Annotated in this window: 18 protein-coding genes; all 18 read left to right on the forward strand. The window is 62.0% G+C overall.

The window, feature by feature from the left end; translation table 11 throughout:
• The first annotated feature begins 20 nt into the window (after nucleotides 1-20).
• Nucleotides 21-1,106, forward strand: a complete 1,086-nt coding sequence (locus GS_RS03070) for a 6-bladed beta-propeller (protein WP_010941279.1) — start codon at nucleotides 21-23, stop codon at nucleotides 1,104-1,106.
• Between the two features lie 575 nt (nucleotides 1,107-1,681).
• The gene (locus tag GS_RS03075) at nucleotides 1,682-2,380 is read left to right on the forward strand and encodes a cytochrome c3 family protein (protein ID WP_010941282.1); all 699 of its coding nucleotides are present in this window, start codon (nucleotides 1,682-1,684) and stop codon (nucleotides 2,378-2,380) included.
• A 163-nt stretch (nucleotides 2,381-2,543) separates the two neighbouring features.
• Complete coding sequence (locus GS_RS03080; protein ID WP_161598787.1) at nucleotides 2,544-4,802, forward strand: hypothetical protein; 2,259 nt, start codon at nucleotides 2,544-2,546, stop codon at nucleotides 4,800-4,802.
• Between the two features lie 74 nt (nucleotides 4,803-4,876).
• Entirely contained in the window at nucleotides 4,877-5,878 is a 1,002-nt protein-coding gene (locus GS_RS03085) for a glycosyltransferase family 2 protein (protein WP_010941284.1), read from the forward strand.
• Entirely contained in the window at nucleotides 5,875-7,374 is a 1,500-nt protein-coding gene (locus tag GS_RS03090; RefSeq protein WP_010941285.1) for a tetratricopeptide repeat protein, read from the forward strand. Before GS_RS03085 ends, GS_RS03090 begins: the two co-directional genes overlap by 4 nt.
• 8 nt (nucleotides 7,375-7,382) lie before the next feature.
• Nucleotides 7,383-8,333: a glycosyltransferase family 2 protein gene (locus GS_RS03095; protein WP_010941286.1), complete on the forward strand. Its 951-nt coding sequence runs from the start codon at nucleotides 7,383-7,385 to the stop codon at nucleotides 8,331-8,333.
• A gap of 24 nt (nucleotides 8,334-8,357) precedes the next feature.
• Entirely contained in the window at nucleotides 8,358-9,509 is a 1,152-nt protein-coding gene (locus GS_RS03100) for a glycosyltransferase family 4 protein (RefSeq protein WP_010941287.1), read from the forward strand.
• Between the two features lie 40 nt (nucleotides 9,510-9,549).
• Nucleotides 9,550-10,188: a winged helix-turn-helix transcriptional regulator gene (locus GS_RS03105; protein WP_010941288.1), complete on the forward strand. Its 639-nt coding sequence runs from the start codon at nucleotides 9,550-9,552 to the stop codon at nucleotides 10,186-10,188.
• On the forward strand, nucleotides 10,185-11,234 hold the full coding sequence (gmd, locus tag GS_RS03110; protein WP_010941289.1) for a GDP-mannose 4,6-dehydratase: 1,050 nt from the start codon (nucleotides 10,185-10,187) through the stop codon (nucleotides 11,232-11,234). The genes GS_RS03105 and gmd overlap by 4 nt, the downstream gene beginning before the upstream one ends.
• Nucleotides 11,227-12,171, forward strand: a complete 945-nt coding sequence (locus GS_RS03115; protein ID WP_010941290.1) for a GDP-L-fucose synthase — start codon at nucleotides 11,227-11,229, stop codon at nucleotides 12,169-12,171. The genes gmd and GS_RS03115 overlap by 8 nt, the downstream gene beginning before the upstream one ends.
• Nucleotides 12,168-13,013, forward strand: a complete 846-nt coding sequence (locus GS_RS03120; protein WP_010941291.1) for a class I SAM-dependent methyltransferase — start codon at nucleotides 12,168-12,170, stop codon at nucleotides 13,011-13,013. Before GS_RS03115 ends, GS_RS03120 begins: the two co-directional genes overlap by 4 nt.
• On the forward strand, nucleotides 13,010-14,413 hold the full coding sequence (locus GS_RS03125) for an oligosaccharide flippase family protein (RefSeq protein WP_235044959.1): 1,404 nt from the start codon (nucleotides 13,010-13,012) through the stop codon (nucleotides 14,411-14,413). Before GS_RS03120 ends, GS_RS03125 begins: the two co-directional genes overlap by 4 nt.
• Nucleotides 14,413-15,135 (forward strand): class I SAM-dependent methyltransferase, encoded by a 723-nt coding sequence (locus tag GS_RS03130; protein WP_010941293.1) that lies wholly within the window; start codon nucleotides 14,413-14,415, stop codon nucleotides 15,133-15,135. The genes GS_RS03125 and GS_RS03130 overlap by 1 nt, the downstream gene beginning before the upstream one ends.
• 11 nt (nucleotides 15,136-15,146) lie before the next feature.
• Nucleotides 15,147-16,112: a glycosyltransferase family 2 protein gene (locus tag GS_RS03135; RefSeq protein WP_010941294.1), complete on the forward strand. Its 966-nt coding sequence runs from the start codon at nucleotides 15,147-15,149 to the stop codon at nucleotides 16,110-16,112.
• A gap of 25 nt (nucleotides 16,113-16,137) precedes the next feature.
• Complete coding sequence (locus GS_RS03140; RefSeq protein WP_010941295.1) at nucleotides 16,138-16,941, forward strand: methyltransferase domain-containing protein; 804 nt, start codon at nucleotides 16,138-16,140, stop codon at nucleotides 16,939-16,941.
• Nucleotides 16,938-17,801 (forward strand): glycosyltransferase family 2 protein, encoded by an 864-nt coding sequence (locus GS_RS03145; RefSeq protein WP_010941296.1) that lies wholly within the window; start codon nucleotides 16,938-16,940, stop codon nucleotides 17,799-17,801. The genes GS_RS03140 and GS_RS03145 overlap by 4 nt, the downstream gene beginning before the upstream one ends.
• A gap of 4 nt (nucleotides 17,802-17,805) precedes the next feature.
• The gene (locus GS_RS03150; RefSeq protein WP_010941297.1) at nucleotides 17,806-19,002 is read left to right on the forward strand and encodes a glycosyltransferase family 4 protein; all 1,197 of its coding nucleotides are present in this window, start codon (nucleotides 17,806-17,808) and stop codon (nucleotides 19,000-19,002) included.
• Nucleotides 18,999-21,434: a YfhO family protein gene (locus GS_RS03155; protein ID WP_010941298.1), complete on the forward strand. Its 2,436-nt coding sequence runs from the start codon at nucleotides 18,999-19,001 to the stop codon at nucleotides 21,432-21,434. Before GS_RS03150 ends, GS_RS03155 begins: the two co-directional genes overlap by 4 nt.
• Nucleotides 21,435-21,436: the final 2 nt, after the last annotated feature.

Raw genomic sequence — 21,436 nt, forward strand, 5'->3', positions numbered from 1 at the left:
TCATGGAACGAGGTGACCATATGAACGTTCTGAAGCTCATCCGCAGGTTCGTCGGTGCGGCCGCCCTGTGCGCCCTGTGCGCCGGTTGCGCAGGACAACAGGTCCGGGAGGAGCGGCGCTACTTCTGGCCGCCGCTGCCCGAGCGTCCCAGGATCGAATGGCTCGGTGCCTACAGCAGCCAGAACGACTTCCCGAAGCAGGGATTCGCGTCGTTCATGGCAGCCATTGCCGGAGAAGAACAGGCCATGAGCCTGACCAAGCCGCTGGATGTCTATGCGGATGGCCAGGACCGGATTTATGTGGCAGATCCGGGACTTCGCGGCGTGGTTGTGTTCAATATGAAAGAGCGGAGCGTGTCGATGCTCGGCGGACCCCAGGCGGCTAACCAGTTTAATACCCCGGTTTCGGTCACCGGTGATTCCCAGGGGAATATTTATGTTTCCGATGCGGAAAAGGGTGGGATACTGATTTTTGACAGATTTGAGGTGCCGCGTCGTTTTATCGACACCAAAGCTGCTGTCAAGAGAAACACTGACATCGCCGTGGATGAAAAGGGTCAGAGAATTCTCGTGGTGGATGCGCGCGAGCACCGGATTGCCATCCTCGACATGCAGGGGGGGCTGCTTTCCGCCTTTGGGAAGCGTGGCATCGAAGACGGCGAATTCAACTTCCCCGTGGCGGTGGCCATCAATCACAAGGGGGAGATTATCGTGGGCGATGCCATGAACGCCCGGGTTCAGATCTTCGATCAGGACGGGAAGTTTCTCCGCAAGTTCGGGCGCCGTGGCGACGGGCCGGCTGATTTCCAGATCATGAAAGGCGTGGCCGTCGACTCGGAGGATCATATCTATGTGACCGAGGGAAAAGGTCACAAGCTCATTATCTTCGGCACCAACGGCGAGTATCTTCTCACCGTGGGCGGACTCTACTCCGCCATCACCACCGGCAAGCAGGCCCCCGGCGGATTCGTCATCCCGCAAGGAGTCTTTATTGACGATAAGGACGTCATTTACGTGGTTGACCAACTCAATCGGCGGTTCCAGGTGTTCCAGTACATCTCCGACGATTTCCTCAAGCGCAACCCCATCCCGGGATGGCAGGAGTAATATCAGTTTCATCACCTGCCAGGAGCCTGTCGGACTTGGAAATCGAAGCAAAAACTCGGCTGGGCCAGGGCTGCTTGTGTCGACTTGTGCAGGTTAATGGTCATTTTATTGGCCGGAAACCCGGCGAAATATGAACCGGCCAGACGGATTTGCAGCAGTTTTATGGTAAGTCCGGCAGACGCCTGGAACCCGCGGTTTCCGAAGAGCCCTCGCCAGCATGGTTGCTGTCGGGGGCCTTCTTATTTTTGTCATCAATAAGCTATTTCGCGGATGCATTGAGTGCCGGTGCCATCTTCCGTCCGGTGTTGTAGCGAATTGCGGTTGGTGCCAAAAAAATGTAGCGTTATATGACGTATGATCTTCTCGGAAATACGTCCTGGGACAACGTTGCCGAGAGAAATGGGCTTGGTTGGTGTGATTCGTGTGCGTGTATCTATCCGTAATTATTCATTTCAGCTCTTTTATGAGAATGCGTTGAATATTGGCGTGCTGGTTGCATTGTGTTTCTTCATCCATTGGTGTCAACGCGAACGGCTGAGAAAGCACATAGTACTCACGTGAAAGGAGAACGCAGAATGAGAAGCGAAGTAAAAATCGGATTGGCCCTGACCGCACTTCTGGTGGCCGTTACCGCGGCGGGAGCCGCCAGCATCAAGAATACCAAGCACGACCTGAGCTCCGGAAGCACCGGCGCCACATTCAAGGCGACGAACACCGACCAGATCTGCGTGTTCTGTCACACCCCGCACAACGCGCAACAGGACATTCCCCTGTGGAACCGCGGCAACCCCACGGCCAGCACCTTCACCCTCTACTCGTCCAGCAGCATGAATAACGTGCCGGTCAAGCAGGGCTTTACGGCCGACTCCATCTCGCTCTTCTGCATGAGCTGTCATGACGGGGCCACCGGCCTGGGGGGCGCGGTGCACAACGACCCCAATGGTGCGGCAATCGCCATGGTGGGGGGGAACGATTTGATCACCGGTGAAGCCAACCTGGGCACCGATCTGAGCAATGATCACCCCGTTAACTTCGAGGTAACCCCAGCCGGAATTGCCGCCGACGGCAACCTGGGCGCCCTCGATACCGGCACCAACCCGCCGACCATGAAGACCGGGGACGTGACCAACGGCCTCCCCCTCTTCAAGTCAGCCCGCGGAGCCACGACCCTCGAGTGCGGCAGCTGCCACAAGGTCCACGACAACACCGACGCTCCGTTCCTCCGTACCACCATGGCGGGCAGCAAGCTCTGTCTGGGTTGCCACAAGAAGTAGGGGGTTCCTCTCCGGGAAAAGGGTGGACTCCGGTCCACCCTTTTTTTACGCAGCAGTCCGGCTTGTGGTGCCTGCAGCCGGTCGCCCGGAGGGTGGTTTCTCGTGGAGCGGGTGTGAATGTGTTGCCGTCTCCGGCGGTATACCGGAGTGATTCGTGGGTTCCATGACGCTAGGACGCATGCACATAGGGCTGGCGTCAGTGTCGGTCTTGGCCGGCCTGGTTCTTTGCTCGCCCGCATCGGTGCGGGCCGGTATTTCCGGCGAGGCGGAGCTGGGATACGTGCGCTATGAGGCCGATGCCAACGGCGCGCGGGTCAGCGATGCCCATTCGTTCTATCAGCGCTACTCCTTGCTGTATGAGACATCCGGCGAGCTTTACAAGGGCAGGGTAGGGCGCTACGACCTTGCCCTGGGCTACGAGTGGGGCTCCTTTGATACTAAGATAAAGAATCCCTCCAATCCCACCGACCCCCAGACCAACTACAACCCCTCCGTCAGTGCCGGACATCTGCTGTATCGCGGCGAAGTGGTGCTCGATCCGCTGGAGCTCCCCCTGCGGCTCAGAGCCTACAGCTATGACACGAACCGGATCAACATGCACGAGGACCTGTCCGGCATTGACGGTTCGTCGATCTTTGCGCCGAGGCTGATCACCAACCTTTACGACGGCATGCATATCAACAGTGGCGCAACTCTCGTCTTCGGGGTCAAGAACGGCCTGACCAACGGTTATAACGCCATTTTCCGGCATATCCCGCTGGTCATGCTCGACTACCGCGACGATGTCAACCGGGACCTGAAGAGTCTGGCTCCCGTGGATACGCGCATGCGCCGTCTGGCCTTCGTGAGTCTGAACAAGAGGGACAACTGGTTCCACTACCGGACCACCGATTTCAGGGATTACCTCAACACCGACCAGTCCTTCAAGGAAACCCAGATGCAGATCGGCACGGTCGATCACCTGCTGGCGCGGCGGTGGATCGATTTGACCAACTGGGTGAAGATCTCGGCCGACGGCCAGTTCACCAAACACGCGAGTTCAATGCCGGCCAACTCCTTCGAAGCTTACGAGCTTAACCTGTTCGCCGTGGCTTCCCGCAAGACCTGGGATGCTCGGACCTTTTCCAGTTTTTCCCGGCTGCTCGACGATGAAGGGATTACCCTGGAGCGGACGGTGCCCTTCTATGCAAGCGGTGTCCTCGGGGCCGATGTAGACTGGAAGGCCAGCCTCTATTCCAATGAAAAGAAGATTCAGTCCCCCAGCGGCAGCGTGGTCAACAACTCCAACTACAGCGCTTCGGTCCGCGCCGACATGTTCCGGCGCTCTCCCTTCACTCTGGGGGTGGTGGTGCGTGGGGAGAGCACCGAGAGTTACGGCTCGAAACTGCTTTCCTTCGAAGGAGGCGTCGAAACGGCAAGCACTGCGCGCCTTTCGCGCGACTACAGCCTGTCGGGGAGCTATACGGTCAAGTACTTCGATGCGACCGGCGGTACCGGTTCGGGCGACGGCTACCTCAACCAGAACGTCCTTGGTCGCGTGGCGTATGCGGCATCGCCCACCTGGCGTTTCGAGGTGGAGGAGGACCTGTCAGCGGCCAGCGGCACCAATCCGCGCAACTTCAACAATTCGGCTATCACCGTGAACAGCGGATTCAGCAGCGGCACGAGCACGGTATCGGGCTCTGCCATCTCGTTCCAGCGACGCAACAGCGAAATCGACGAATATGTCCGCTCCGTTACCACGGTCAGCGCGGCTTGGCGTCCCTTCTCCCGCACCTCGCTCAGCTTTTCGGTCAGCGAAGACGTCCTCATGCAGTCGGGAGCGCCGACCGACTTCCTGACCACCTTCCGCAGTACCATCGACTACAGTACGCCGACCTTTTTGGCCCGGATGCGCAACAGCTACAACGTGCGGATGGTCGGTGGCGAGAGCATCGACTATCTGGAAAGCGTGGGCATCCTGGAATACCGTCCCGTCCGGCAGTTGGAGGGACTTCTCACCTATACCTACAACGTGGGCGACGTGGACGTGAACACCAGGAGCGAGTTCCTGGACCTGCGGCAGCGGCTGGGTTACAGCTTCTACACCCTGAGCGGGGCGAACAGGAAACTGCTGGAACTCTACGAGGAGTTCACCTATAATCGCACCCTGAACACGGGGACGGTGGCCAACGAGCTCAACACTACCAGGCGGTTTACCCTGGGGGTTCGGTATTTCCCGCTCCGCAGCCTGTTTGTTGGGGCGGATGCGCGCTACTCGCTCATCGAGCCGGGAAGCATCACGGAGCAACTCTATACCGGCGTGGTGGGGCTCAATTTCCGGAAACTCCAGGCTAACCTGGAGTATACCTACGGCAAGCGGGACGGCAGCGACAACCGGATCGAGAAGCGGATCGCCGCAAACGTGAAGAAGTTCTTCTGACAACGGGTTCCGTCGCCCCTCCTGGATACCAACTGTAAAAAAACCGGGCCGGACCCGGTTTTTCTTTTGTCGCCATGGCCGATTCGATTACCTTTTCCATCATCATTCCCGTGAAGCCGGGCGGAACCGTCCGTGCCCTCGATCGCCTCGGATCGGCCGAGTATCCCTCCTCGCACATGGAGGTCCTGGTGGCCGAGGGGACGCGGCCGAGCCGTCAGCGTAACCAGGCTGCAGCCGCTGCAGCGGGCGAGATACTCTATTTTCTGGATGACGACTCTCTGACGTCACCGGATTTTCTGGCGCGGGCTGCGGCACACCTGGCCGATCCATCCATAGCCGCCGTGGGCGGCCCGTCGCTCACCCCTGCATCCGACAGCCGATTCCAGCGCGCCATCGGCGTCGTTCTGGCATCGCGGCTGGGTGGGGGCGGGGCGCGCAACCGCTACCGCGCCACCGGCAGCCCCCGCCGCACGAGCGAGCGGGAACTGATCCTGTGCAACCTGGCCATGCGCCGGGATGTCTTCCTGGCGGAGGGGGGGCTTGACGAGCGGCTCTACCCCAACGAGGAGAACGAACTCATGGACCGGATCTCGAAGCGGGGAATGAGCCTCGTACACGATCCGGACCTGGCTGTCCGGCGGAGCCAGCGACCCACGTTCCGGGCGTTTGTCCGTCAGTTTTTCGGCTATGGAAGGGGCCGCGGCGAGCAGACCCGCATAGCCGGTGTGCGCTCAGTGGTGGATTTCCTGCCAACGGTGTTTCTGATCTACCTGCTTCTCCTGCCGGTCGCGCCCTGGGCTCCCTGTTTCCTGCCTGCTGCCCTCTACGGTGCGGCGGTTATGGTGTCGGCCCTGTCGGGTGCCGTGCATTCGCGCCTCTATGCCGCATTACCGTGGCTCGTTGTGCTCTATCCGACACTCCACCTCTGTTATGGGGCCGGCCTCTTGAAAGGCCTGCTGGCACCCCGCTTCAGGTCCGGTGGCGGGGAAACCGCGCCGGTCACGATCCGTTGCGTCAAGGAGTTCGGCACTCCTTGGCATCTGCCTGCCCACGGTCCCAGGGAGGTCCCGCGATGACGGCATCGCCGCTGCCGCACAAGCGCATCCTGCTCGTCTTTTTTCTTCTGGTGACCGTGACGGTCTACGGGAACACCTTTTTCAACCAGTGGACCTATGACGATATCCCCGTTGTCCTGAAGAATCCCGATGCCCACTCGCTTGCCGGTTTTGCCCGGAACACGATGCCCGGCCGCCCCATACGCGAGCTCACCTACATCCCCGACCATCTCCTGTTCGGCGACCAGCCCGCCGGCTATCGCATCCAGCAGCTGGCCTGGCACGGAGTGAACGGACTGTTGCTGGTCGCCCTTTTCCACGCCCTGGGGGTAGAGCTTCCCTTTGCCCTCATGGGGGCGCTCCTCTTCCTGGTGCATCCCCTCCAGTCCGAGTCGGTGGCCGGCATCGCGCACCGCAAGGAGTTGCTGGCCCTGTTCTTTGCCCTCGGTGCCGTGCTCTGTTTCGTGGGGAGTTTCGCCGCCGCCGGGGGGCGGCGCCTTGCCTTGTGGCTCGCTGCTCTTGCCGCGTACGGTGGCGCACTCCTTGCCAATGAGGCCACGGTGACGCTGCCGCTCGTGGCTCTCCTCTACGAATGGCTGATGGTTGAACCAAGAAAAAGGGTGCTGCTCAGGCGTCCCCTCGTGACACTTCTCTTCCTCGTGGCGGCCGGTGCGGCGCTCATGTACCGGTTCCGGGGGCTCCTGGCACCTGAACATCTGCTCACGGTCTATTCCAAGAACAGCTTTGGTGCTTCGGAGAACTATCTTCCCCTCTTCATGGGTGCCATGAAGGCCTTCGGATTCTATCTCTCCAAGATCGTTCTCCCGGTCCGCCTAGCCCCCGAGTATGTATTCCGACTCTCCGAAAGCCTCTGGCAACCGTGGGCGTTGCTGTCGCTCGGGCTCCTTGCGTCAGTGGCAAGCGCGACGGTCTTTCTCCGTCGCCGGCTTCCCCTGGTATCGTTCGGTATCGGCTGGTTCCTCATTTTCTGGCTGCCGGTTTCCAACCTGGTTCCCGTGGCCTACCTGGCGGCGGACCGGTACATGTACCTCTGCCTTCCCGGCGTTGGGCTCGTCCTGGCGGGGTGCCTCCAACGCTGGCCCCACCGGAGATTTGTCGGCGCCTCCTGCCTCGTGATTGTTGTGTTCGCCGGGCTCACCGTGATACAAAACGGGTACTGGCGCAGCGAACATACCCTCTGGCGGCATGCAGTCACGGTCAATCCCGACTCTACCTGGGTGCGCGAGACGGTGGGGCTGAGTTACCTGCTGACGGGGGATTACAACCAGGCGGCGGCGCATGCGCGGGAGGCGCTACGGATCGACCGGTTCAATATCCGGGCGTACCTGACCCTGGCCAAGGCCGAGGAACGGCGCGGCAATCTGGCCGAGGCGGTGCTCAATTACGAGATGTTCGCCATGTTCGGCGCCATGGAGTACCCGGACGAAGCCGCCGAGGTCAGGCTCTATCTGCCTGTCCTGCGGCAGCGTCAGGCAGTGCAGAAGCAACATCAGTGAGGTGCCCGGTGGAACTGAGTATCGTTGTTCCGATCTACAATGAGGAAGAGACTATTCCGCATCTTCATGCGCGGGTGAGCGACGCCCTGGTCGGGTCAGGCATCGACTACGAGCTGATTCTCGTGGATGACGGCTCCTCTGACGGCTCGTTCGCCCTGCTGCGGGAGATTGCCCAACAAGACCGGCGGGTGAAGGTGATCCGCTTCCGCCGCAACTTCGGCCAGACCGCCGCCATGGCGGCCGGCTTCGATGCCGCCCGGGGAAGGGTCATCGTGCCCATGGACGGCGACCTCCAGAACGACCCGGCTGACATTCCGATGCTCCTGGCCACGATCGACGAGGGGTACGACGTGGTCTCGGGCTGGCGCAAGGACCGGCAGGACACCTTCGTCAACCGGCGCCTTCCCTCCATTATCGCAAATGCGCTCATCTCCCGGATGACAGGGGTTCACCTCCACGATTACGGCTGCACCCTGAAGGCCTACCGGCGCGAAGTGCTGGACGGGGTCAATCTGTACGGAGAGATGCACCGGTTCGTCCCCGCCCTGGCCTCCCAGGTGGGGGCGCGGGTGACGGAGATACCGGTCCGCCACCATGCCCGCCTCTATGGCACGAGCAAATACGGCATTTCCCGTACCATGCGCGTCGTTCTGGACCTGATGACGGTGAAGTTCCTGCTCACCTATTCCACCAAGCCGATCCAGCTCTTCGGCAAGTGGGGCATCTATACCATCCTGGCCGGGTTCCTGACCGGCGGGCTTACCCTCTCTATGAAACTCTTCGAGGGGATGAGCATGAACCGCAATCCCCTGCTGATCCTGACCGCCTTTCTCCTCTTCGGAGGGGTGCAGTTCATCGCCCTCGGGCTGCTGGGAGAGGTGAACGCCCGAACCTACCACGAGTCCCAGGGGAAACCGATTTACGTCGTCCGGGAGAAAATCAACCTGGATGAAAGGTAGGGGGGCGGCGCCGTGAGGATTCTCATGCTGGCCCCCACGCCGTTTTTCGCCGACCGCGGGTGCCACGTCAGGATTTACGAAGAGGCCCGGACGCTCATTGCCCGCGGGCACCAGGTGCGGATAGTCACCTACCATCTGGGGCGGGACATGGCGGGCATCCCCACGGACCGCACCCTGCGCGTCCCCTGGTACACGAAGCTTTCCGCCGGACCCTCCTGGCACAAGCCCTACCTGGATGTTCTCCTCTGCGGCACCGCCCTGCGCACCGCCCGGCGCCTGCGCCCCGACCTGATTCATGCCCATCTGCATGAAGGGGCGTTCTTCGGCGTGTTCCTGAAAAAACTGATGGGTATCCCCCTTCTGTTCGACTGTCAGGGGAGCCTCACCATGGAGCTGGCCGACCACGGGTTTGTCCGCGAAGGGTCGCTGCTCTACCGTTTTTTCGCCCTAATGGAGGGGGGAATCAACCGCAGCGCCGATGCCATCGTGACCAGTTCGGGGCCGGGCAGGGACGATCTCGTCACGAAATGGGGGGTGCCGGCTGTAAAGGTGACGGCCCTCATGGACGGGGTCGATACCGCGGTGTTCCGTCCCCATGACCGCACGGAGGTTCGCCGCCGGCTCGGCATCGCGCCGGACGTGCCGCTGGCGGTCTATCTAGGAGTGCTGAACCGCTACCAGGGGATCGATCTTCTCCTGTCGGCCATGGTGATCCTCAAATCCCGGGGGAACCCGCTCCGGCTCCTGGTCATGGGATTTCCGGAAGAGGGGTACCGGCAGAAGGCGCGCGACCTGGGTATTGCCGACATGGTGACCTTCACCGGGCGGATCGACTACGGCAAGGCGCCCCTCTACCTCTCGGCGGGGGATATGGCCGTGTCGCCCAAGGTGTCCCTCACCGAGGCCAACGGCAAGCTCTTCAACTACATGGCGTGCGGGCTCCCTACGATTGCGTTCGATACGCCGGTGAACCGGGAAATCCTGGGTGAGACGGGCATCTACGCCCGTTATGGCGACGCGGCGGATCTGGCCGCGCACCTGGCCGGCCTGGCCGGCGATGCGGCGGCTCGGGCCGAGCGTGCTCGCCTGGCGCGGGAGCGGGCCGAGCGCGAACATTCCTGGCAGGCGCGGGCCGATGTCCTCGAAGCGGTCTACCGCCGGATGAAACGCGCATAACCGGTTGCATTCCCGTGGGAAGTAGAGTATCGTTCATTTCATGAACGAGCTTCGCGAAAAGGATGAATCCTATCGTTCCTTTCTGCTCCTGTCGGCCATCTCGTCGGAGGAGCCCCTGTCCCAGCGCGAGATCGCCCGCCAGGTCGGCATCGCCCTCGGGCTCGTCAACTCCTACCTGAAACACCTCGTGGACAAGGGGTTCGTGCGGATCAAGTCCTTTCCCCGAAACCGCTACGCCTATCTCCTCACCCCCCGGGGGCTTGCCGAAAAGAGTCGCCTTGCCTATGAGCACCTGAGCTCATTCACGACCCTTTTCCGGGTCGCTCGCCAGGATTATCTCGCCCTGTTCCGGGCGCTCAAGACCCAGGGGGTCGGGCGGGTGGCCTTCTGCGGGGTGGACGAGGTGGCGGAGATCGCCTATCTGTCGCTGCGGGAGGTGGGACTGGAGCTGGCGCTGGTCATGGACCAGGCGACCGACGGACGCGAGTTCTTCGGCAAGCCCGTGGTGTCCATTCCCCATGGGCTCCTGGCGGGCAACCACCATATCGTCATCACCACGTTCAAGCGCCGCGAGGCATTGCGGGAAGAACTCCTGCAGCGGGGCGTGGCTTCGGAACTTCTGCACCAAGCCGGCGAGCCGGCCGGGGAAACTCAGTCAATCAGGGAGGAACATCCGTGAAACGCGCACTCATAACCGGCATTTCTGGCCAGGACGGCTCGTACCTGGCGGAACTGCTCCTTGGCAAGGGATACGAGGTTCACGGCGTCATCCGGCGTTCGTCATCATTCAATACCGGGCGGATCGACCACCTCTATCGGGACCCCCACGAGCCCGACGTGCGGCTTTTCCTCCACTACGGCGACTTGAACGACGCCAGCTCCATCAACCGGGTCCTGCGCGAGGTGCGGCCCGACGAGATCTACAACCTGGGCGCCCAGAGCCATGTCCGGGTTTCATTCGATGTCCCCGAGTACACCGGGGAAATCGATGCCCTCGGCACGGTGCGGCTACTGGAAGGCATCCGCGAGACCGGCCTGAACACGAGATTCTACCAGGCCTCGTCCTCCGAGCTGTACGGCAAGGTGGTGGAGACGCCCCAGAAGGAAACCACCCCCTTCTACCCCCGCTCACCCTATGCCTGCGCCAAGGCCTACGCCTACTACATCACCGTCAACTATCGCGAGAGTTATGGCATGTATGCCTGTAACGGCATTCTGTTCAACCATGAGTCGCCGCGTCGCGGCGAGACGTTCGTCACCCGGAAGATCACCCGGGCTGCCGGCCGGATCAAGACGGGTCTTCAGGATCGGCTCTATCTCGGGAATCTGGATGCCAAGCGCGACTGGGGCTTTGCCGGGGACTACGTGGAAGCCATGTGGCTCATGCTCCAGCAGCAGGAGGCCGACGACTTCGTGGTGGCCACGGGCGAGACCTGGTCGGTGCGGGAGTTCGCCGAACGGGTCTTCGCGCGGCTCGGCATGCCCCTTGAGTGGCAGGGGAAAGGGGGGCACGAGAAGGGGATCGACACGAACAGCGGGAAGATCGTGATCGAGATCGACCCCCGCTATTTCCGGCCGGCGGAGGTGGACCTGCTGCTGGGCGATCCTGCCAAGGCCCGGCGCCAGCTCGGCTGGCAGCCCCGGGTGGACTTCCAGGGGCTCGTGGATATGATGACCGATGCGGACCTGGCATTGGCCGAGCGGGAGAAGCGGGCCGATGGATAGGAACGCCAGGATCTACGTTGCCGGCCACCGGGGATTGGTGGGGTCGGCCATTGTGCGGAAACTGACCGCAGAGGGATACGGGAACCTGCTCCTGCGCACGAGCGGTGAGCTGGACCTGCGGGACCAGGCCGCTGTGGCGGCGTTCTTCGCTGCGGAACAGCCCGATTACGTCTTTCTCGCCGCGGCCAAGGTGGGGGGCATCGTCGCCAACAACACCTATCCGGCCGAGTTCATCTACGACAACCTGATGATTGAGGCCAACGTCATCCACAGCTCCTATCGCACCGGCGTGTCGAAGCTCCTCTTCCTGGGGAGCACCTGCATCTACCCCAAGATGGCGTCCCAGCCAATCCGCGAGGAGTATCTCCTGACCGGTCCACTGGAGCCCACCAACGAAGCCTACGCCATCGCCAAGATCGCCGGCATATCCCTGTGCCGCTCCTACAACCGGCAGTACGGCACCCGCTTCATTGCGGCCATGCCGACCAACCTTTACGGTCCCAACGACAACTTCGATCTTGAGAAGTCCCATGTCCTCCCCGCTCTGATCCGCAAGTTCCACGAGGCAAAGATCGCCGGAGCTCCGACGGTCACGGTCTGGGGAACAGGGGCGCCGCTGCGGGAGTTCATCCACGTGGATGACGTGGCCGACGCCGCGCTCTATCTCATGCGCCACCACGAAGGCAATGACATCGTCAATATCGGCAGCGGCGAAGAGATCTCCATTCGGGACCTGGCGCTGCTGGTTAAAATAGTCGTGGGCTTCGAAGGTGAGCTCGTCTTTGACGCGTCAAAGCCCGACGGCACCCCCCGCAAGCTCTCGGACGTGTCCCGGCTGCATTCGCTGGGCTGGCGGCACCGGATCGGGCTGGAGGACGGGGTGCGGGAAACGTACGAGTGGTTTGTCGGCCAGGGGTTCCCCGCGGAGACGATGTGATCCCTGTTCCGGTGAAAAACATCGCCCGGTTCCTGATGCACCGGAGAGCGTGGCGGTTCGTTTCGTTCGACTACTGCCCCGTCTGCGACACCCGGAGCATGATTGTCTATTCGCGCGAACTCGAACGGTGGCTGGCCGACCTTACCGCGTCGTGGGAGGCCGGGGAAGACTTCAAGCGTATGCTCGCCATGAGGGAGAATTTCCTCTGCGTCACCTGCATGGCCAATTCCAGGATGAGGATGCTGGCCCGGACCGTGCTCGATCTGTGCGGCCACGCCACGAGCGGGGACCTGGCGCGCAGGCTCTGCTCCGACCCACTGTTTTCGGTCTACGAAACAGCGGCATACAACATCTTCCGCATCGACGCCCTGAAGGCATGCCCGCGCTACGTGGTTTCGGAATATCTCGCTCCCGACCGGTTCGGCGAAACCATCGGCGGCGTGCGGAACGAATCCCTCGAATGCCTGACCTTTCCCGACGACAGTTTCGATGTGGTTATCAACAGTGATGTGCTTGAGCATGTGGCGGATCTCGATAAGTCGCTCGAAGAAGTCCGAAGGGTGCTGAAACCCGGTGGTTATCACGTTCTGACGGTACCGGTCGACTATTCCCTGGAGCACACTGTCGAGAGAGCCCGCATGGGGCAGGGAGGCATCGAGTATCTCAAGTCGCCGGTCATGCACGGCGATACGGTGCGGAACACCGGCGTGCTCGTATTCAGGGATTTCGGCAGGGATGCCGCCTCCTGTCTGAGCCGCGAAGGGTTCCCGTGCCTGGAGATGCAGCTCCCCGGCCGGCACGGAGAGATCATCTCCGTGTTTATCGGTAAAAAGGCAGCATGATGGACGGCAAGCTTACGTTTCGGGCGGTCGCCGAAGCAGTCGCCCTTCTGCTGGGCGCGGCGAGCATGATCTACATGAGCCGGGTTGTCGGTCCGGAGTACGTCGGTTTCAGCGCCGCGACAAGTGCGGTCCTGCTCCTGCTGACCCGCTTCGCCGACGGAGGACTTACCGCGCTTTCTTCGCAGCGGCTTGCCCGCGACGACGACACCCTGGGCGCTCTCCTCGCGTTGACTGTTCCGCCGAAGATCGTTCTCTCGTGCGCGGTGATCGCCGCAACGCTGCTGGTGGTCAGGTTCGCCGGGATCGATCCGCGGCTGGCGTACTTCCTATCAACGGCCGTCTTTCTCATCTTTTTCGAGGTGTTCTCTCCTGCGTGGGTTTTCGTGGCACTGGGAGAGATCAACACGGCGTCCTTTATCCGGGTCGCCCAAAGCTCCATCTATGCCCTGGTCGTGTTTGCGTTCATACGGGCGCCCCTCGACTGGCAGAAGCTGCCGTACATCATGGTGCTGAACTCGGCATTGGGCTGCGTGCTCGCACTGCTGTTCCTCGGCCGGCACAGGGTGCGTGCACTGGACCGGCGACAGTTCGGTTCAACCTATGGCCGGAAAATCCGCCAGGCGTTCGCGGAGAGCCGTCACTTTCTCAAAGCGGATCTCTCTCTGTACGTGTTCACTACGTCAGACCGGCTGATCCTGTATTACTTCGCCACTCCCCATGCGGTCGGCATCTATGAGGCGGCATACAAGATCATCAATCCGTTCTATGCCATCAGTTCCATCGTCACGCCGACGATGTTCCGGCCGCTTGCCCAATCGTTCAAACAGGGGACACCGGCCGCGGTACTTTCGCGCTTCACCTTTTTGATGCTTGTTGGTACGGTTCCCCTGGGATTTTTCCTGCTGCTGTTTTCGGAGAGCATCATCATAACCCTGTACGGTCCTTCGTTCAGCGAAAGCATCGCCTGTTTGCAGGTGCTTGGCTTCGCTATTACGCTCGGCTATGCGGCAGGGGCGATCGTGCTGCCGTTTTCGGCCTGGAATATGGCTCGGGAGTATGGGGCAACCATGACATACGGCAACATCTTCAATGTGCTGCTCAATATCGCGCTCATCCCTTCCCTGGGGGGCGTGGGTGCGGCCCTGTCGACCGTGGCGGCCAAGCTGGCGGTTGCCCTGGCCGCGTACCGTCATTTCAGGAACGTGACCGATTATCCGATACTCTCCGACCTGCTGCTGTTTGCGGTCATGGCGTGCGTTCCTCTGCTTCTCGTGCTGGCACTCGGTCTGGCCGTTGAAAACGCCGTAATCCTGATGACGGTCTATGCCGCTTCATATGCGGTTCTCGTTTTGGTGCTGGTACGAACCCGTTACTCTCGTCTCTGGAAGGATGCAGTTTGATGACAATTACCGATGACTTCATCGCCAAATCAAAGTACTCCGATCTGGGCCGCTACTGCGTTACGGCATTCGTCAAATCGGTCGCTGACGGGCTTGCGCCGGGAAGCAGCCTGCTGGATGCCGGCGCGGGGGAATGCGCCTACAAGGGGCTCTTCCGCCACTGCGACTACAAGGCGGCTGATATGGCGATAGGCGACAGCACGTGGAATTACGACCACCTGGACTATAAGGCCCCCCTCGACAATCTGCCGATTCCGGACGCCAGCTTCGACGCCGTGCTGTGCACCCAGGTCCTTGAGCACCTGCAGAAGCCCCTTGAATGCGTCAAGGAGATGTACCGCGTCCTGAAGCCGGGCGGCCGCCTTTTCCTGACGGTGCCCATGGCGCAGGACGAACATCAGACCCCGTACGATTATTTCAGGTATACCTCGTACGGGCTCAAGTACCTCTGCACGGCGGCGGGATTCAGCGAGGTGAGCGTTGTCCCCATGGGCGGGATGTTCCTGCGGTGGGCCTACGAACTGCCCAGGGCGCTGCGCATGTTCCCCAAGGCGCGGAACAGCGGGGTATCCGGAATCCGTCTCGCCGGCGTGTTTCTCTATCCTCTCCGCGTCGCGCTGGGACTGGTGATTCCCGTCTGCCAGGCCATGCTTCTTTTCCTCGACCGTTTCGACACGGTCCGGAACGACCCGTGGGGCTGGGAGCTGACGGCCCGCAAATGAGAGGGGCGTGCATGCGCGAGATTCCGCTTGTGTCAGTCGCCCTGGCGACCTATAACGGCGAACGCTATCTCAGGCGCCAGCTTGACTCGGTTCTGGCGCAGACCTATCGCAACATCGAAATCGTCGTCTCCGACGACTGTTCGCGCGATGGAACGGTTGCCATTCTGGAGGAGTACCGCCGGGCGCACGGCATAACCTTCCGGGTGAATGAACGCAATCTCGGCTTTGTGAGGAATTTCGAACGCGCCCTTGCCGGTTGCCGCGGAGAGTTCATAGCGCTTTCCGATCAGGATGACATCTGGCTCCCCGAAAAGATCGAGACCCTGGTGCGAGAGATCGGCCCGCACTCTCTGATATATACCGACGCGCTCCTGATCGACGGGGACGACCAGCCGTTGCCCGGCTCACTGGTGGAGGTTTCCGGGGTAAGGCCGGTCAGCGGCACCTGCTTTGAATACTTTGTCTGCAACAATTGTGTCACCGGGTGCACGGCCATGCTCAGGCGTGATCTCCTGGCAACCGCGCTGCCGATCCCCGAAGCGGAAACCTACCACGACTGGTGGCTCGCGGTCGCGGCCTCGCGCCGCAACGGGGTCGTTTATCATGCCGCGAAGCTGACGGAGTATCGGCAGCATGCACACAATTATACCGGCGCAAATGTGAGGGCGGGGCTGCCGGCGCGGATCGCCGCCCACCTCATGGGCAAAACCGCGGCGGAAAAACGCGGATACTATGAGCTGCTTGCCAACAGGGCGCGTCGCTATCGTGCCATGGCCGACAGGTTGAACCTGACCCCGGCGGAACGGTCGTTTCTGGAAGAGATCGGCGAGTATGCGGAATCTCTTCTTTCCGGCGGCAACAGGATGAAAACATTCGCTCTGGCACTGAAATACAGGGAGACGCTTTTCCCCGCCGCCGGCAGGTGGGAGAAACTCCTGTTCGTCTTCAGCAAGCTCATTGCCGCCCGGGCAATCTGATTCGTTACGGAGAGAGGGGAGCAGAGTGGCTACACGGTTTTTGTCATCCCTGAAGGCAGCGGTCAAGGAATCGGGAATATTCCCGTCGTATCTGGCCAGAAAAAGGGCAGCCGCGCGATTCCTGAGGGGAAGCGGGCTCGAAATAGGAGCGCTCCACTTTCCGCTGCAGGTCCCGCCCGGCGTAACCGTCAAGTATGTGGATTACGTGTCGCGGGAGGAAAACATCCGCAAATTCCCCGAGCTCGATGCGGCCAGCATCGTGCCGACCGACTACCTGGAAGATGGATTTACCCTTGCCAGTATTCCGGACTGCTCCCAGGATTTCGTGATCGCCAACCACGTGCTCGAGCACGCATCGAATCCACTCCAGGTCCTGTCCAACTGGGCAAGGGTCCTCCGGCCGGGGGGAACGCTGTTCATTACCGTGCCGATCGGCAGCAGGTGTTTCGACAAGGGGCGTCCGCTGACGCCTCTGCAGCACTTCATCGATGACTATGAACTGGTGCGGGATGGCACGTCCCAGTCGCTGGACGAAAGAAACCGGCTGCATTATCGGGAGTGGCTGACCATCTCCACGCCCAATTCCGATGCACGAAACCGGCACTACCGGAACCTGTCCGGCGAAGAGCTCGAGTCCCTGGTGGAAACCATGTCGGCCGGCAAGGCGGAAATCCATTTCCATGTCTTTTCGAGGGAATCGTTCGTGACCCTGCTCGACTACTTCACCACCAGCATCAGGAGCGATTTCAGCGTCAAGGCAGTGATCAGATCCCGGGGCGGGGCCGAATCCCTGGCAATTCTGGAACGATCGCCCCGGGCCGGCAGATGAAGGGTGATCGGCTGGCTGACATCAGAACGATCGGGGTGGTCGTTCTCTACCGGCCCGACAGCTCTGTCCTGGACGCTATCGCGAGTTACCGGCATCAGGTGCATGAACTGATCGTGGTCGACAACTCCGAAGAGCAGGACCATAAACTCCATTCCCGACTGCGGGACAGGTTCGGCGCGACCATTGTCGGCGAAGGCCGGAACCTCGGCATTGCCGCCGCGCTGAACCGGGCGGCCAGGGAGGCTCTGGCTGAAGGCTTCGACCTCCTCCTGACCATGGATCAGGACAGCCGCGCCGAACCCGGAATGGTTGAGCAGATGCTGGCGTGCCTCGGCAGCGACTGGCGCGAGCGGGTGGGGCTCATCGCCCCCTTCCACCTGACCGGTGCCCGGCCGGCGCCCGGCGGAACAACCCCGTGCAGCGACGTCATGACCCCCATGACATCGGGATGTCTGGTGAATCTCGCCGCATTCCGGGAGGTCGGACCGTTCCGCGACGACTTTTTCATCGACTTCGTGGACAACGAATACTGTCTCCGCCTGCGGAAAAAGGGCTTTCAGGTCGTTCGCGCCAACCGGGCGCTGCTCCATCACCGGGTCGGTGACCTGCGGCGCTACGGGCCGTTCGTGGCCACGCACCACTCGCCGCTGCGCCGCTATTACAAGACCCGCAACCGCTGCGCCGTCTTTGCCGAATACCTGCGGGACTTCCCGGTCCATTGCCTCTTCGACCTGGTACGGCTCGGCAAGGAGGTGGCGAGTATCCTCATCTTCGAGCGGGAAAAGACGGCCAAGCTGCGCATGATGTGGCGGGGATTCCTCGATTTCCGACGCGGCAGGTTCGGGCCCTATGGGGGATAGCGGCATGAAGATTGTCTTCCTGGCACCCTTCGGCATCCGTCCCAAGGGAACGGTTGTGGCCCGCATGGTCCCCCTGGCGGCGGAGCTCCAGGCGCTCGGCCACCGGGTCACGATTGTCGCCCCGCCGTACACCAATCCCGAAGATTCGGGGCACACGGAGGAGATCCGGGGGGTGCGGCTGCGGAATATCCGGCTGGCTCCCGGCGGCGCAGCCCTGTCGGCGCCGGTCATGGCCTGGCGCATGTACCGGGCCGCGCGGGAGGAGGAGCCGGATCTGATCCACCTGTTCAAGCCAAAGGGGTATGGGGGACTTGCCGCCATGCTCCACCTGCTGACCGCGTCCAGGAGCTCGCCGCTGTTCCTCGATACGGACGATTGGGAAGGCCGGGGCGGCATGAACGCCCTCCATGACTACTCCCCGGCCCAGCGTCTCCTGTTTGCGTTCCAGGAAGAGTGGCTGCCGCCCCGCGTCAGGGGGGTGACTGTGGCGAGCCGCGAGCTGGAGGCGCGGATTGCCGCCATGGGGGTAGCGCCGGAACGGCTGCTTTACCTGCCCAACTGCGTTGATGACCAGCCGCTGGGTAACGGCGCGCGGGTGAGGGCACGCCTCGGCATCGACGGCAACGCACCCGTGGTCCTGCTCTATACCCGTTTTTTCGAGTTCAGCCAGGAAGATCTGCACCGGGTTTTTGCCGGGCTTTCCCGTAAGGTGCCCGGCATCCGGTTCCTGGTGGTGGGAACGGGGCGGAACCGGGAGGAGGAACTGCTGGCGGCCGCGGCGCGGGCAGAGGGCTTTGCCGATTCCCTCCACATCGCCGGTTGGGTGGAGCCCGATGAACTGCCCCATTGGCTTGCCGCCGGCGACGTGGCCCTCTATCCCTTTGCGGACACCCTGGTGAATCGCGCCAAATGTCCCGCCAAGTTGACGGAGCTGATGCGCGCCGGCGTGCCGGTGGTGGCCGACCGGGTGGGACAGATCGCCGAATACGTTGAGGATGGCATCTCCGGCATCCTCTGTCGCCCCAGTGCCCCCGACGAGATGATCGCGCGGATTGCCGAGCTCCTGGCCGACCCGGTCCGGCGCCGGGCCGTGGGCACGGCCGGACGCGAGAGAATCCTGTCCCGCTTCAATTGGCGCGATGCCGCGGCGCGGCTCGACGCTTTCTACGACAACCTGACGAGGAGACGGAACCTAGCGTGACTACCGAACGAAAAAAAGACCTCCTGCTGATGGGGGCACTCCTGGCGATCCTCGTGCTCTTTTTCGCCAAGATCCTCTTTACCGGCAAGATCATCAGGGCTCCGGACATTACCAACGAGTTCTACTGGACCATCAAGCACTACAAGGAAATGGGGTTCCTGGACCTGTTCCGAGTGCATCTCCGGGCCGGCTGGGACTGGCTTACCAACGGCGGGACGACCGAAGGGGGCGGGACCCTGTCGCTCCAGTTCCTTTTCTACCGCAGCCTCATTTTCTGGCTCTTCCCGGCGCCGGCCAACGTGGCCTGGTTCATCGTGTTCCACCTCTTCGTGGGTGGGGCTGGCACCTATTTTCTCTGCCGCGCCATCGGCACGGGGCGCGCCGCAGCGCTTCTGGGCGGGCTGATTTTCGCCATCGCGCCGGAAAACGCCTCGCTTATCAATGCGGGACACGCCCAGAAGATCGCCACCATCAGCTTTGCCCCGTGGGCATTCTATTTCCTTGAGCGGGGATACCAGTCCCGGCGGACGATATTCTTCCTCGCCAGTGCCGTGGTGCTGGCCATCCAGTTCTTCAACATGCACTGGCAGATCGCCTTCTATACCTGCCTTGCCATCGGGGCGTACGGCCTGTGCCGGACCGCCGGCATCATCGCGGGTGATCCCGACAGCCGGACGGGTAAGGGGATTGCCCGGCTCGTCGGTCTCAATGCAGTCATCCTCTGCTTTTTCCTTTCCACTGTCGCCATCTCCCTCATCCCCTTGGCCGATTGGTCCAGGGAGACCACCCGCGGCCTCCAGAGCGGGTCGAACCAGGGGCAGGGGGGGCTCCAGGTGGAAGAGGCCATGTCCTGGTCCATGCCGCCGGAGGAGGCTGTCACCTTCGTGATCCCCGGATTTTTCGGTCTGTCCCGCCAGGAAGGGGGCTACGATGATCCCTCTCACGGCACCTACTACTGGGGGCGGATGGTCTTCACCCAGACCACGGACTACATGGGGCTGCTCCCCTGGCTCCTGGCCCCGCTGCCGTTCATCTTCCGCCGCGACCGGTATGCCTGGCTCGCCTTTGGCGCCGTTGTCGGGGGGCTCTTCTTCTCCTTCGGCAAGTACACCCCTTTTTACTGGCTGCTCTACGAGCACTTCCCCGGTATCGATCATTTCCGGGTCCCCAAAATGATGCTGTTCGTCACGACCCTGGGGCTCGCGGTCCTCGCGGCCCGGGGAGCCGACCTCCTGCTGGATGACGAGGTCCGTGCCACATCGGCTTTCAGTCGCTATCTCGCAGGAGCCATCGCCCTTGTTCCGGCGCTCCTGGCCTTGCTCGGCATCACCATGGCCGCGCGTCCCTATGTTATGGATCTCCTGTCACCCATGATCACCCAGCCGACCCGCTTCGAGCAGGGACCGGCCCTGGTGGCCCAGCGGTTGCAGACCATTCAGCGGGAAATCGGCATTGCCGCCGCATTTGCCGCGGTCTACGGCGCCGTGTTGTGGAGCTGGGCACGGGGGTGGTTCTCGCGTCGGGCCCTGCCCTACCTGCTCGTGGGGGTATTCCTGGTCGATGTGGGGCGGGTGAATGCCAAGTTCATGCTGCTGCAGGATGTGCCGCAGAAGGTCAAGGGCGAGAAATCGCCGGTGGTGGAGTTCCTTGCCCCCATGCCGAAGACCGGCCGGGTGCTCCCCATCGACGGCAGCGACCCCATGGAATATGTGAGCCACGGCATTCCGGTCATGTTTACCTCGAATCCCGTGCAGATCGCCCGCTGGCAGGATTTTCTCGAATCCTTCAGCTTTGATTCGGCCATGCCGGATATGATGAATGTCCGCTATCTGGTGCACGATGCCCAACAGTACGAGGACGATCGCCAAGCGCTCGGCCCGCGCTATGTGCCGGTCTTTGCCTCGCCGGACGGTAGCCGGCTGGTGCTGGAAAACCGGGGAGTCCTGCCCAAGGCGTGGCTCGCACCCAGCGCCTTGCTTCTCAGCGATCCACGCCAGATCCTCGGCATCATGCAGCAGCCGTCGTACAATCCCCGCTCCTTTGCCGTCGTTGAGGAGCAGCCTCCCATCCCCATGCCTCCGCCGATGGCTCAGCCCAAGGGCGATGCGGGCGAGGTGACGGTAACCCGCTACGAGGCCAACGATATCGCCTGTGACGTCAGGGCGGGACGCAACGCCCTGCTGGTGTTGGGCGAGAAGTTCCACGCCGGATGGCGGGCCCGGGTTGATGGAACGCCCACGGAGATTCACCGCGTCAACTACATCCTGCGAGGCGTCTACCTTTCCCCCGGCCGGCACCGGGTCGAGTTCACCTTCGACCCGCTTCCCTTCAAGGTCGGCAAGTACCTGACGCTCACTTCGTTTGCTATTTTCCTCCTGATGGTCGGACGGGAGTGGCTGTTGAGCCGCACGCGGAGAGGGGGCGGGGAGTGACG

It is taken from the genome of Geobacter sulfurreducens PCA (assembly GCF_000007985.2).
Taxonomy (GTDB): domain Bacteria; phylum Desulfobacterota; class Desulfuromonadia; order Geobacterales; family Geobacteraceae; genus Geobacter; species Geobacter sulfurreducens.

Bases quoted from the DNA above. Each gene is read 5' to 3' on its own strand.
- GS_RS03125 (WP_235044959.1), top strand. From the start codon at position 13,010: ATGATGGACGGCAAGCTTACGTTTCGGGCGGTCGCCGAAGCAGTCGCC.
- GS_RS03105 (WP_010941288.1), top strand. From the start codon at position 9,550: ATGAACGAGCTTCGCGAAAAGGATGAATCCTATCGTTCCTTTCTGCTC.
- GS_RS03090 (WP_010941285.1), top strand. From the start codon at position 5,875: ATGACGGCATCGCCGCTGCCGCACAAGCGCATCCTGCTCGTCTTTTTT.
- GS_RS03075 (WP_010941282.1), top strand. From the start codon at position 1,682: ATGAGAAGCGAAGTAAAAATCGGATTGGCCCTGACCGCACTTCTGGTG.
- GS_RS03100 (WP_010941287.1), top strand. From the start codon at position 8,358: ATGCTGGCCCCCACGCCGTTTTTCGCCGACCGCGGGTGCCACGTCAGG.
- GS_RS03085 (WP_010941284.1), top strand. From the start codon at position 4,877: ATGGCCGATTCGATTACCTTTTCCATCATCATTCCCGTGAAGCCGGGC.
- GS_RS03150 (WP_010941297.1), top strand. From the start codon at position 17,806: ATGAAGATTGTCTTCCTGGCACCCTTCGGCATCCGTCCCAAGGGAACG.
- GS_RS03130 (WP_010941293.1), top strand. From the start codon at position 14,413: ATGACAATTACCGATGACTTCATCGCCAAATCAAAGTACTCCGATCTG.
- GS_RS03070 (WP_010941279.1), top strand. From the start codon at position 21: ATGAACGTTCTGAAGCTCATCCGCAGGTTCGTCGGTGCGGCCGCCCTG.
- GS_RS03115 (WP_010941290.1), top strand. From the start codon at position 11,227: ATGGATAGGAACGCCAGGATCTACGTTGCCGGCCACCGGGGATTGGTG.
- GS_RS03135 (WP_010941294.1), top strand. From the start codon at position 15,147: ATGCGCGAGATTCCGCTTGTGTCAGTCGCCCTGGCGACCTATAACGGC.
- GS_RS03145 (WP_010941296.1), top strand. From the start codon at position 16,938: ATGAAGGGTGATCGGCTGGCTGACATCAGAACGATCGGGGTGGTCGTT.
- GS_RS03080 (WP_161598787.1), top strand. From the start codon at position 2,544: ATGACGCTAGGACGCATGCACATAGGGCTGGCGTCAGTGTCGGTCTTG.